The organism is Streptomyces albiaxialis (assembly GCF_039530985.1).
GTDB lineage: Bacteria > Actinomycetota > Actinomycetes > Streptomycetales > Streptomycetaceae > Streptomyces > Streptomyces albiaxialis.
On record NZ_BAAAPE010000001.1, the window covers coordinates 544,375 to 555,748 of the forward strand.

The 11,374-nt window shown below is 71.5% G+C and carries 11 protein-coding genes; 3 read left to right on the forward strand and 8 right to left on the reverse strand.

Going from position 1 to position 11,374, the window contains the following annotated elements:
* The first annotated feature begins 47 nt into the window (after window positions 1-47).
* Window positions 48-644 (forward strand): Uma2 family endonuclease, encoded by a 597-nt coding sequence (locus tag ABD343_RS02485; RefSeq protein WP_344523429.1) that lies wholly within the window; start codon window positions 48-50, stop codon window positions 642-644.
* Here the strand turns inward: ABD343_RS02485 and ABD343_RS02490 are convergent.
* From ABD343_RS02490 to ABD343_RS02505, 4 genes are all read right to left on the reverse strand, one after another.
* The gene (locus tag ABD343_RS02490; protein WP_344523431.1) at window positions 641-1,621 is read right to left on the reverse strand and encodes a phosphotransferase family protein; all 981 of its coding nucleotides are present in this window, start codon (window positions 1,619-1,621) and stop codon (window positions 641-643) included. The genes ABD343_RS02485 and ABD343_RS02490 overlap by 4 nt on opposite strands.
* 34 nt (window positions 1,622-1,655) lie before the next feature.
* Window positions 1,656-2,096 carry a hypothetical protein gene (locus tag ABD343_RS02495; RefSeq protein WP_344523433.1) on the reverse strand — a complete coding sequence of 147 codons (441 nt, stop codon included), beginning with the start codon at window positions 2,094-2,096 and terminating at the stop codon, window positions 1,656-1,658.
* A gap of 101 nt (window positions 2,097-2,197) precedes the next feature.
* On the reverse strand, window positions 2,198-3,457 hold the full coding sequence (locus tag ABD343_RS02500) for an MFS transporter (protein WP_344523435.1): 1,260 nt from the start codon (window positions 3,455-3,457) through the stop codon (window positions 2,198-2,200).
* A 93-nt stretch (window positions 3,458-3,550) separates the two neighbouring features.
* Window positions 3,551-4,147, reverse strand: a complete 597-nt coding sequence (locus ABD343_RS02505; protein ID WP_344523437.1) for a TetR/AcrR family transcriptional regulator — start codon at window positions 4,145-4,147, stop codon at window positions 3,551-3,553.
* Between the two features lie 79 nt (window positions 4,148-4,226).
* Here ABD343_RS02505 and ABD343_RS02510 point away from each other — a divergent pair, with 79 nt between their 5' ends.
* Window positions 4,227-4,757, forward strand: a complete 531-nt coding sequence (locus ABD343_RS02510) for a GNAT family N-acetyltransferase (RefSeq protein ID WP_344523439.1) — start codon at window positions 4,227-4,229, stop codon at window positions 4,755-4,757.
* A 32-nt stretch (window positions 4,758-4,789) separates the two neighbouring features.
* Here ABD343_RS02510 and ABD343_RS02515 read toward each other — a convergent pair whose 3' ends face one another.
* The 3 genes from ABD343_RS02515 to ABD343_RS02525 form a co-directional block, all read right to left on the reverse strand.
* Window positions 4,790-5,638: a MerR family transcriptional regulator gene (locus ABD343_RS02515; protein WP_344523441.1), complete on the reverse strand. Its 849-nt coding sequence runs from the start codon at window positions 5,636-5,638 to the stop codon at window positions 4,790-4,792.
* Window positions 5,639-5,675: 37 nt separating this feature from the next.
* Window positions 5,676-7,133 carry an alanine/glycine:cation symporter family protein gene (locus ABD343_RS02520; protein ID WP_344523443.1) on the reverse strand — a complete coding sequence of 486 codons (1,458 nt, stop codon included), beginning with the start codon at window positions 7,131-7,133 and terminating at the stop codon, window positions 5,676-5,678.
* A gap of 175 nt (window positions 7,134-7,308) precedes the next feature.
* Entirely contained in the window at window positions 7,309-7,956 is a 648-nt protein-coding gene (locus ABD343_RS02525; RefSeq protein ID WP_344523445.1) for a sensor domain-containing protein, read from the reverse strand.
* 146 nt (window positions 7,957-8,102) lie between these two features.
* Between ABD343_RS02525 and ABD343_RS02530 the strand changes: the two genes are divergently transcribed.
* Window positions 8,103-9,377 carry a hypothetical protein gene (locus ABD343_RS02530; protein WP_344523447.1) on the forward strand — a complete coding sequence of 425 codons (1,275 nt, stop codon included), beginning with the start codon at window positions 8,103-8,105 and terminating at the stop codon, window positions 9,375-9,377.
* A gap of 85 nt (window positions 9,378-9,462) precedes the next feature.
* On the opposite strand, the gene groL is transcribed toward ABD343_RS02530, so the two are convergent.
* A complete protein-coding gene (groL, locus tag ABD343_RS02535) occupies window positions 9,463-11,091 on the reverse strand; it encodes a chaperonin GroEL (RefSeq protein WP_344523449.1) in 1,629 nt (542 codons plus the stop codon).
* Between the last annotated feature and the right edge of the window lie 283 nt (window positions 11,092-11,374).

Consider the following 11,374-nt stretch of genomic DNA (forward strand, 5'->3'; position numbering starts at 1 on the left):
CCGGGGTACGGGCCCCGATACCCTTGGCCTCGGCGAGGATCCCGGCCATGGGAGCAATCATGAACGTCGAGCCTGAGTACGAGTGGCCTGTTCCGCCCGTCGGCGGCTACACCGCAGAAGACCTGGACCGGCTCCCCAACCTTCCGCCCCACACGGAGCTGATCGACGGGAGCCTCGTCTTCGTGAGTCCGCAAGCCAAGTTCCATATGCGCGTGATCAACCTGCTCACGTACAGCCTCATGGAGCAAGCCCCCTCGGAGTTCGAGGTCATCCGCGAGATGACGATCACGCTGGACCGGGGCAATCGACCCGAACCTGATGTCATGGTCACTCGCGCGGAGGCGGACGAAGGGAAGCAGCAGACCACGTACCAGCCGGAGGATGTGCTGCTGGCTGTCGAGGTCGTTTCCCCGGATTCCGTGTTCCGTGACCGCGACGCCAAGCCCCGTAAGTACGCTGCCGCAGGCATCCCGCACTTCTGGCGCGTGGAAGACGACGAGGGCCGAACCGTGGTCTACGTCTTCGAGTTGGAGCCCGCGACGAAGACGTACGCCGTCACCGGAATCCACCACGCACGTCTGAAGATCTCCGAGCCGTTTCCCCTGGATGTCGACCTCACGAAAGCCGACGGGCCGAGGATCTAGTCCTCCGGATCCAGCAGGCTCGTGAGCTCCTCCCAGCCCGCCTCCGTGTCCGGGGTGCGGGCGTGGGGGGTGCGGAACCAGGCGAGGTATTCGGTCATGTCCTCCAGGTCCCAGCGGGTGCGGTAGAGGTCGAGCGCCGCGGGGTCGGGGGTGCGGCCGGTGGCCTCGGCGTAGCGGGCGAGGTCGTCGGGGGTCTCGGCGACCTGCCAGAGGTCGCGTTCGGGGGCCGCGAGGCCGACCGTGTCCCAGTCGGCGAGGAGAAGCCCGTCCGGGGTGCGGAGGATGTTCGCGCTGTGGGGCTCGCCGTGGGTGACGACCGGGCGGGCGCCGGTGGCGGCGACGCGTGCGGCCAGGGCGTCGAAGGCGTCCAGGCGGCGCCGCAGGGACGCGGCGTGCGCGGCGAAGAGCGCGCGGGCCGGTTCGGCGAAGGGGCCGCCGCTCCAGGGCCCGGACGGATCGGCGAGCGTCTCCTCCAGCAGGGCCCGCCGGGAGAGGGCCGGGCCCGTGGCGGGGGCGGTGGGCGGGGGCTCCACCGCGTGCAGGGCCGCGAGCGCGTCGAGCGCGCGGGCCCGGTCCTCCGGCGGCAGCGGGGCCCCGTCCGGGTCGGATTCGCCCTCCTCGTGGGGGAAGACGCTCAGCGCGTACCGCGCGCCGAGGCGGACGGTCGTCCGGCCGTGCCGGTCCCGGGCCGGGGCCAGCACGAAGCCGAGGCCGAGGTCCGCGCGGAGGGCCGCCGCCGTGTCCATGGCGGCGGTCAGTCCGCGTGCGGCGGCCTCGGCCCCGTCCCCGCAGTACGGCTTGGCCGTGAGGTCGGCGACGGTCACGAACCAGCGGCGCCCGGCGGTGTCCCGCGCGCCCCAGTGGTGGTCCCCGAAGCCCACGGGCAGGTACGCCGGGTCCCCGGCGGTCTCGATCCCCCATCCCCGCAGGGCACTTCGCAGGTCCTGTACGTCCAGGTCGTCCGGCTGGTGCCTCATGCGGGGACGGTAGCAAGCGGGATCGGACGGTCCGTCAGCGGACCGTGACGGTCAGGACGTTGGACGGCTTGCCGCCCGCGAGCAGGCGCAGCTCGTTCTTGCCCTTGAGGCCGAGCTTGACGCGCAGCGTGTACGCGCCCGACTTGTTGACGATGGTCTGCGCGGGCAGCGCGCGCCAGGTGCCCTTCTGCTTCTGCTCCAGCACGACCTTGCTGCCCGGCTTGATGCCCTTGGTCAGGCCCTTGACGCGGAACTCCTGCCACGCCTTGACGACCGTGTGGTCGGCGGTCGCGTGGTGCGTGGCGGCGGCCGCGGGGGCCGGGTCGGTGTGTGCCGGGACCGGCTCCGGCGGGGCGGGGACCTGCGGCGCGGCGACGGCGGTGGCGGCACCGGCGCCCAGGAGCCCCGCCGTCACCAGACCGGCGGCGGCGACACGGACCCGACGCGACATGACAGTGCTGTGCGTGCTGTGCATGGATGCGCTTCCTCTGCTCTGAGCGGTGAGTGGTGGGTACAGCTCAAAGAAACAACAGATGCGACGAACGCGCCATAGGACCTGAGTGCCTGATTTATGGCTTACATGCGTACAACCTCGGGGACCTGCGGGCCGTCTGACCCCTCGTCCGATCGAATATCAGGCCGACTGGCGGTCACCCGCCCGGCCCGCCGCCCCTCCCGCCGCTCGTCCCGGCCGGTCCGCCGCCCCGCCCGGAGGTCCGGGACGAGCGAGACGAGCCCGAGCACCGCGAGCCCGGCCCCGATCCAGACCGGGGCCCGCATCCCGTACGAGGGGATCGCGGCGCCGCCGAGCGAGGAGCCGATGATGATGCCGAGGGTGATGAAGGACGAGTGGACCGTGTTGACCAGCGGCCCGGCGTTCCCGGCCCGCTGCACCCGGGCCGCCATCGCCGGGTTCATGGTGACGCCGACGAGCCCGATGCCCAGCATGAACACCACGGCGGGCACGGGCAGATGGGCCAGCAGCGCGAAGCCCGCCAGGAAGAACGCGTTCAGCACGAGCCCGGTCACCAGCACGCTCAGCGTCCAGCGGTCGGCGAGCCGTCCGACGACGTAGTTGCCGACGACGGTCGCGGCGCCGTAGGCGATCAGCAGCAGGGGCACGCTGGAGGTGCTGAAGCCGGTGATCTCGGTGAGGACCGGGTTGAAGTACGAGAACGCGGAGAACGTCGCCCCGATGATGAGCGTGCTGGTGCTCATCACCAGCCACAGCCGCGGCCTGCGGAAGACGCCCAGCTCGCCCCGTATCCCGCCGCCGGACTCCGCGGCGCGCTCCATCCGGGGCACGCCGACGGCCGTGACGAGCGCGGCGACGACGGTGAGCGCGGTGATCGCCCAGAAGGCCGCGCGCCAGCCGTACCGCTCGCCGACCAGCGTCGAGAGCGGCAGCCCGAGCAGCGTGCCGAGCATCAGCCCGTTGAGCGCGACGGACACCGCGCGCCCCCGCACCTCGGGCCCGGCGAGCCGTACGCTCAGCGAGATCGCGAGCCCCAGGAAGGCCGCCGAGGCCGTCCCGGTGACGAGCCGGGCCGCGAACATCACGCCGTAGGTGGGCGCCGCCGCGGCGAGCACGTTCCCGGCGAGGAAGATCGCGAAGATCAGGGCCAGCGCGCGGCGCGGCGGCAGCCGCAGCATGGCGGCGGCCAGCAGCGGGCCGCCGAAGGCCATCGCGGCGGCGAACGCGGTGATCAGGTAGCCGACCTGCGGGATGCCGACGTCGAGCCCTTCGGCGATCTGGGGCATGAGCCCGGCGACGACGAACTCGCTGGTGACCATCGAGAAGATGCCGAGCGCGAGGACGTAGATGGCAAGGGGCACGGTGGGCCGCCTCTCCGTGGGTTCCGATGATGGTTTTGGATGGATCAGTTCAAAACAAGGGCGCAGTGAAGCCCCGCGCGTGCACGCGGGACTTCAGCGCGTCAGCGCCGCCATGGCCGTCTCCGCCACGGACTCCAGCGCGGCCCGGTCGGCGCCGCCCTGCCCGGAGACCCGCATGCCGCCGATCACGGCGTTCACGAACCGGGCGAGCGCCTCCGCGTCCCGCCCCCTCGTGAGCGTGCCGTCGCGCTGACCGGCCTCGATCACGGCCCGCAGCGCGGCGAGCCGCACGGCGAGATCGCGGTCGATCATGCGGGAGAACTCCTCGTCGCGCCCGGCGAGTTCGACGGTGGTGTTGACGGTCAGACAGCCGATGCCGCGCCCGCCCCGCCGGTACTCCTCCTCCGAGTCGACGATCCGCGCGAAGAGCGCCCGCAGCCGCTCCACCGGCTCGCGCCCCTCGTCCTCCAGGATGTCGAGCTGGATCCCGGTCATCGCGTCGATGTACCGGGCGAGGGCCCGGCGGAAGAGGTCGTGCTTGCTGGTGAACGTGTTGTAGATGCTGCTGCGGCCCAGACCGGTGGCGGCACACAGCTCCTGGGTCGAGGTGGCCTCATAGCCCTTCTCCCAGAAGGCGAGCATCGCCGCGTCCAGAGCCCGCTCCTCGTCGAAGAGTCGTGGTCGCGCCATGTCCGGCACGCTAACAGGTTCTGTATCGCTCAGTCCAATACGAAACAGCCCGGAAACACGGGCGTGCCTAGAGTCGGCCATGCAGTCAACGCAGTCAGTGGACATCCGGGCCGCGCGTCCCGGCGATCTCGCGGCGGTCGCGGAGATCTACGCGCACTACGTCGCCCGTACGGTCGTCACGTTCGACGAGGAGCCGCTGAGCGCCGACGCGTGGCGCGGCAAGTACGACGACCTGGCCGCGCGCGGCCTCCCCTTCCTGGTCGCCGCCGGGCCGGGGGACGAGATCGCCGGGTACGCGTACGCCGCGCCCTGGCGCCCCAAGCCCGCCTACCGGCACACCGTCGAGGACACGGTCTACCTCGCGCCCGGCCGCACGGGACAGGGGCTCGGCGGGGCGCTCCTCGCCACGCTGCTGGAGGAGAGCGCGGGGGCGGGCGTACGGCAGATGATCGCCGTCATCTCCGACGTGGACGAGGCGGTGGGCCCCGCCTCGATCGCCCTCCACGCCCGCCACGGCTTCAAGGAGACGGGCCGCCTTGCCGCCGTGGGCCACAAGCACGGACGGTGGGTCGACACCGTCCTGATGCAGAGGTCCCTGGGCGCCGAGTAGGGGGTGCCCGGCGGCACAGCGAACGGCGGCCCTCACTCGGGGGCCCGGACCACCGGTTCCTGGAGTTCCGTGATCCAGTTCTCCTGGCCGCCCTCGCTGGAGGCCTCGCACGAGAGCTGGAGTTCCCTCGGGAGGCCCGCCGAGCGGTAGCCGTTGGCCTCGATCCAGCGGGCGAGGGTCTGGAGGGCCGGCATGACGTCGTCCATCGGGCCGTGGTGGACGAGCGTGGCGGCCGCCGCGACCTCCGGGAGGTCGACGACCGCGAAGTCGTGGCCCTCGGCGGGGGTGTCGGGGGCGACCTGGACCCCGGCGTGGACGACGACCGCGTCCTCGCCCTCCACGCCCTCGTAGTGCGCGAGCCCCTTCCCCGCGGGCGCGATCCCCGCCCTCTCCAGCCGGGCGAACAGCTCCCCGTACAGCGGCTGGATGACCGGGCCGATCGAGCCCGGTTCGGCGCGGTCCGCGGTGCCGGTCAGTTCCGCGACCCGTACGGACGGAAGCCGCTTGACCACGATGTCGTCGGAGGACATGTGACCCTCGCTCTCGATCATGCGGAGCCTCGCGCCGATCCGCGCCAGCCGCGCCGCGTCCGCCGCGAGCGCGGCCTCCAGCTCGGCCTCGCGCAGCCGCAGCATGCCGCGCAGCTCCGCCACGCCGACCGGCTCCCGCTCGTCGAGGATCACCCGGACCTGCTGGAGCGTGAAGCCCAGGTCCTTGAGGGCGATGATCCGGTTGAGGCGGGCGAGCTGGCCGGCGGCGTAGTAGCGGTAGCCGCTGAACGCGTCGACGTGGGCGGGCCGCAGCAGCCCGACCGCGTCGTAGTGGCGCAGCATCCGTACGGACACGCTGCCGTGGGCGGCGAAGTCTCCGATGGTGAACATGACGCCCCCTACTCCACGGCCTCACACGGTGTGAGGGTCAACCCTCCCGCGCGGGTGCGCCCTCCCGCGCCGGGCCCCAGCACTCGATCTCGCCCGGCAGCCCCGGCACCCGGTCCCGGGTGAAGACCGGGTCGAGGCCCTCGCGACGCTGCGCGAGATAGTCCTCCAGCAGTTTCCAGGCGATCGCGGACAGCGGCAGGATCGCGAGCAGGTTGACGAGCGCCATGCCGCCCATGAAGACGTCCGCGAGGTTCCACACGACGTCCACCGAGCCGAGCGCGCCCCCGAAGACGGCCGCCAGCACCAGCACCCGGTAGCCGGGCAGCACCCAGCGGCGGCCCGTCATAAAGCGGATGTTCGACTCGCCGTAGTAGTAGTTGCCGATCAGCGTGGAGAAGGCCAGCAGGAAGACGACGAGCGTGAGGACGTGGCCCGCCCAGCCGCCGAGCGTCTCGGTCAGCGCGGTCTGCGTGAGGTCCGCGCCGCCCCGCTGGGACAGCGAGGGGTTCGAGGTGAGGATGATGAACGCCGTCATCGAGCAGATGAGCAGCGTGTCGAAGAAGACGCCCAGCGTCTGCACGAGGCCCTGCTTGACCGGGTGGGTGACCTCGGCCGTCGCCGCCGCGTTGGGCGCCGAGCCGAGCCCGGCCTCGTTGGAGAACATGCCGCGCCGCACGCCCTGCTGGATCGCCGCGCCCAGCGCGCCGCCCGCGACCTCGCGCACCCCGAAGGCGCCGCCGACGATGTCCGCGAAGACGCGCGGCACGTCGTTCACGTTGAGCAGCACGACCGCGAGGCCGAGCAGCAGGTAGAGCACGGCCATGACGGGGACGATGAGCTGGGTGACCGTCGCGATGCGCCGTACGCCGCCGAGGACGACCAGGCCGAGCAGCACCACGAGCCCGACCCCTGCACCGGCCGCGGGGAAGCTGTCGCCGAACGAGCCCTGGGCTACCGAGGCGATGGTGTTGGACTGCACCGCGTTGAAGACGAAGCCGAAGGTCAGGGTGATGACGACGGCGAACACGACGCCCACCCAGCGCTTCCCCAGGCCCCGCTCCATGTAGTACGCGGGCCCGCCCCGGTACGTACCGGAGTCGTTGCCGTCGCCGTCCCTGTTCCGCACCTTGTAGAGCTGCGCGAGCGCGGACTCGACGAACGCGGACGCGGCGCCCAGCAGCGCCATGACCCACATCCAGAACACGGCCCCGGCGCCGCCCGCGGTGATCGCGGCGGCCACACCGGCGATGTTGCCCGTGCCCACGCGGGCCGCGGCGGAGATCGTGAAGGCGCCGAACGCGGAGACCTGCTTCCGCCCGTCGGGCCCGGTCTGCGCCTTGTCGCCGAGGACCCGGAACATCTCCGGCAGCATCCGCACCTGCACGCCCCGGGAGCGGAGCGTGAACCAGAGCGCGGCGCCCACGACCAGCGGGATCAGCAGGTAGGTCCAGAAGACGTCGTTGACGTCGAGAATGAAGGAGTTCAGCGAGTCCACACGGCGCCCTTGGGGAGTTCATACGATAGCTACGGCAAATCTTCCGTAGCGTACGCGGCCCGGTGTAGCCGACGCGACGCGGTCGGCCATGTGCTTTCTCACACACAAGAGCACCCCGGGGACCGGGGTGCTCTTGTGCGCGGAAGCGATGTTCTGGCCGACCGGAGTCCCTGGGTCACAGGCTCCCGCCGCGCAGCATGACCCGGCCGAGACCGGCCTGCGCGGTGGCCAGGCCGCGGATCACGGGGATCGTGGTCGCCAGGAGCACGACGCCCAGGGCGGTGTTGAAGGCGATGTCGGGGCCGCGGCCGGTGAGGCCGAACGCCAGGTCCATCAGCCCGTCGTTCTCGTCACGCGGGATCGACCACGACCACAGGCCGTAGGTCAGCCCGCCGACGCCGCCCACCAGCCAGGCCAGCGCGATCGAGAACGTCGTGACCCGGACCGGGAAGGCGACGACCGCGTGCACCAGGTCGCGCCAGCCCTGCGCGTCGGCCAGCAGGCCCCAGCCGCCGCGCGGCGTGCGCTCGGCCCCGGGCGGCAGCGGACGGCCGCTGACGCGCTCGATCTGCGCGGCCTCGACCCGGGCGAACCAGCGGGCCATGGCGAGCGTGCCGCCGAGGACCGGCAGGCCGAGCAGCAGGATGAGCGTGGAGACACCGAGGGCGAAGCCGGTCACCATCAGGACGAACGCCGCGATGCCCAGCGGCAGCCCCGAGAGCAGGTACGCCACCTCCCGCCGGAACCGTCCCGGAACTCGGGCCGTCGCCAGGTGCTGGTCGGTGGCCGTCGGTGCCATGTGGAACTCCATCGTCGTCGTCATGTCTCTACGATCCCGCCGCGCGGAGCCGCGCAGCAGCCGCCTGGGTGGCGTCTCGCGGGGTGTACCTAACCCCACCCCCCGGGGCCACCCAGACCAACACCGGCCCCCCTCCGCCGAGTTGCCGCCCGTGGATACACTCGCGCACTATGCGTGAACACCGGTACCGCAAACAGCACTTCGCCGCCCTGGCCCTCACGGCCGCCGTCGCGCTGGCCGGTTGCGGCGGCGGGGAGGACACGGAGGAGAAGGGGAAGCCGTCGGACGAGAACGGGGGCTCCCACGCCTCCGGGGGGTCCAAGGGCTCCAAGGACCCCGAAGACCCCAAGGGCGCGATCCCGGCCGAGGGCGTCGTGGTCAAGGCCTGGTGCGCGGTCCCGGCGAACAAGCCGGCGGACGTGATCGTCGAGGCCTGGGACCCCGAGTCCTGGAAACAGGTGGCCACCACGACGTTCACGCTCCCGCCGACCACGGTCCTCACGGAGGAGGAGGACAACGCGCGCACCCCGCTCGCCGACCTGTGCAAGGGCGACGTCCTCACCCCGTCCGACACCGGCACCGAGGACGAGGGCCCGAAGCCGCTCGCGGAGCCGCGCGTACGGCAGTTGTTCAACAGGGACTTCACGAAGCTGGCCGTGGTCCTCAAGGACGCCGAGACGGAGGGCACGCGCGCCGCGGTCGTCACGCCGGGCGGCGGCAAGCCCACGATGGTCAGCAAGGCCGGGGGCTCGGACTTCGCGGACGCCCCCACCGAGCAGCACCCGGTCTTCGCCCAGGACGGCTCCGACCGGGTCTGGTACATGACCAAGGGCGAGGACGAGGACGAGCCCCGCATCCTCAGCGCCCCCGCGAAGCCGCGCGGCAAGGGCGACAGCCTGAGCGTCCAGCGCCCCGGCTTCACCCTCGCCGGGGACCCGGCGAGCGCGATCACGGCGAGCGTCCTGCGCGTCAGCCCCGACGGCCGCAAGGCGGCGGGCTTCCACGAGATGCAGGGCATGAACGTGGTGGACGTCCCCCGCCGTGCGGGCGTCCAGCGCGACGACGACGCGCCGCTCCGCCCGATCGGCGGCTGCCTGCCGATGGGCTGGACGGACGGCACCCATGTCCTGTGCGGCGAGCGGAAGATGACGGAGGACGACCCGGCCAGGAAGAACAACTTCTGGACGGTGGACACCACCCGCCTCAAGAAGGACGAGGAGCCGCCCGAGGCCGCGATCGGCGAGCCGGTCCTGCCGAAGACGAGCCGGAAAAACACCCTGCGCGCCCTCTCCCCCGACGGCCGCCGGATGATCCTCACCTCCCGCCAGGGCTCGGTCACCGAGCACTTCCTCACCCGTACGGCACCGGGCTCGTCCCCGGAGAAGATCACGGCGAAGGGCGCGGACAAGGCGCTCCGCGCGGGCCAGGTCCTGGAGTGGCGCTGAGAGACGCCGAAGGGCGGTGCCCCTCCCCCCGGAAGTCCGGGAGGAAGGGGCACCGCCCTCGCAGGCGTGCCTCAGGCGGGCGGACTCAGAAGTCCATGCCGCCCATGCCACCGGCGGCAGCCGCGTCGGCGCCCGCGGCGGCCTTCTCCGGCTTGTCGGCGATGACGGCCTCGGTGGTGAGGAAGAGCGCCGCGATGGAGGCGGCGTTCTGCAGCGCGGAGCGCGTCACCTTGGCCGGGTCGAGGATGCCCTCGGCGATCATGTCGACGTACTCACCGGTGGCGGCGTTCAGGCCGTTGCCCGGGGTCAGGTTGCGCACCTTCTCCACGACGACGCCGCCCTCAAGACCGGCGTTGACCGCGATCTGCTTGAGCGGGGCCTCCAGGGCCAGCTTGACGGCGGCGGCACCGGTGGCCTCGTCGCCCTCCAGCTCCAGCTTCTCGAAGACGGTGGACGCCTGGAGCAGGGCCACGCCACCACCCGCGACGATGCCCTCCTCGACGGCGGCCTTCGCGTTGCGGACGGCGTCCTCGATGCGGTGCTTGCGCTCCTTGAGCTCGACCTCGGTGGCGGCACCGGCCTTGATGACGGCCACGCCGCCGGCCAGCTTCGCCAGGCGCTCCTGGAGCTTCTCGCGGTCGTAGTCCGAGTCGCTGTTCTCGATCTCGGCGCGGATCTGGTTGACCCGGCCCGCGACCTGCTCGCTGTCACCGGCACCGTCGACGATGGTGGTCTCGTCCTTGGTGATGACGACCTTGCGGGCGCGGCCCAGCAGGTCGAGACCGGCGTTCTCCAGCTTGAGGCCGACCTCCTCGGCGATGACCTGACCGCCGGTGAGGATCGCGATGTCGTTCAGCATCGCCTTGCGGCGGTCGCCGAAGCCCGGGGCCTTGACGGCGACGGACTTGAAGGTGCCACGGATCTTGTTGACGACCAGCGTGGACAGGGCCTCGCCCTCGACGTCCTCCGCGATGATCAGCAGCGGCTTGCCCGACTGCATGACCTTCTCCAGCAGCGGAAGGAGGTCCTTCACGTTGCTGATCTTGGAGTTGACGATGAGGATGTACGGGTCCTCCAGCTCCGCCTCCATGCGCTCCATGTCGGTGGCGAAGTAGGCGGAGATGTAGCCCTTGTCGAAGCGCATGCCCTCGGTGAGCTCCAGCTCGAGACCGAAGGTCTGCGACTCCTCGACGGTGATGACGCCTTCCTTGCCGACCTTGTCCATGGCCTCGGCGATCAGCTCGCCGATCTGGGTGTCGGCGGCGGAGATGGAGGCGGTGGAGGCGATCTGCTCCTTGGTCTCCACATCCTTGGCCTGCTCCAGCAGCGCGCCGGAGACGGCCTCGGTGGCCTTCTCGATGCCGCGCTTCAGCGCCATCGGGTTGGCGCCGGCGGCAACGTTGCGCAGGCCCTCCTTGACGAGCGCCTGGGCCAGGACGGTCGCGGTCGTCGTGCCGTCACCGGCGACGTCGTCCGTCTTCTTGGCGACCTCCTTGACCAGCTCGGCGCCGATCTTCTCGTAGGAGTCCTCCAGCTCGATCTCCTTGGCGATCGAGACACCGTCGTTGGTGATCGTGGGGGCGCCCCACTTCTTCTCCAGCACGACGTTCCGGCCCTTGGGGCCGAGGGTGACCTTGACGGCGTCGGCGAGCTGGTTCATGCCGCGCTCAAGCCCTCGCCGCGCCTCCTCGTCGAAGGCGATGATCTTGGCCATGTGAAGTGGTCCTCCCGGACGGGATGGGATTTGCCCGGACCGCGCTGGCGCCCGCGACGGACGGTCTGCGACCCGGTGGTTCCTTGCCCCACCCGGCCTGCGGACCTCACCGACCCGGTCCTCTCTGTCACTCTCACACGGAGAGTGCTAACGCCAATAATTAGCACTCGACCCCCCGGAGTGCAAGCGGCCCCGAAGGGGCCTCCTTGAGGGGTGGCGGTCGGGCGACGGGAGGGCGCAAGCGGCTCAGAGCAGCCCCTGAAGGTCCGCCCGGGAACAGCAG

Excerpts from the sequence above, each read along its gene's own strand:
- ABD343_RS02485 (WP_344523429.1), top strand. The coding sequence starts at position 48 with ATGGGAGCAATCATGAACGTCGAGCCTGAGTACGAGTGGCCTGTTCCG.
- ABD343_RS02490 (WP_344523431.1), bottom strand. The coding sequence starts at position 1,621 with ATGAGGCACCAGCCGGACGACCTGGACGTACAGGACCTGCGAAGTGCC.
- ABD343_RS02495 (WP_344523433.1), bottom strand. The coding sequence starts at position 2,096 with ATGCACAGCACGCACAGCACTGTCATGTCGCGTCGGGTCCGTGTCGCC.
- ABD343_RS02505 (WP_344523437.1), bottom strand. The coding sequence starts at position 4,147 with ATGGCGCGACCACGACTCTTCGACGAGGAGCGGGCTCTGGACGCGGCG.
- ABD343_RS02510 (WP_344523439.1), top strand. The coding sequence starts at position 4,227 with ATGCAGTCAACGCAGTCAGTGGACATCCGGGCCGCGCGTCCCGGCGAT.
- ABD343_RS02515 (WP_344523441.1), bottom strand. The coding sequence starts at position 5,638 with ATGTTCACCATCGGAGACTTCGCCGCCCACGGCAGCGTGTCCGTACGG.
- ABD343_RS02525 (WP_344523445.1), bottom strand. The coding sequence starts at position 7,956 with ATGACGACGACGATGGAGTTCCACATGGCACCGACGGCCACCGACCAG.
- ABD343_RS02530 (WP_344523447.1), top strand. The coding sequence starts at position 8,103 with ATGCGTGAACACCGGTACCGCAAACAGCACTTCGCCGCCCTGGCCCTC.
- groL (WP_344523449.1), bottom strand. The coding sequence starts at position 11,091 with ATGGCCAAGATCATCGCCTTCGACGAGGAGGCGCGGCGAGGGCTTGAG.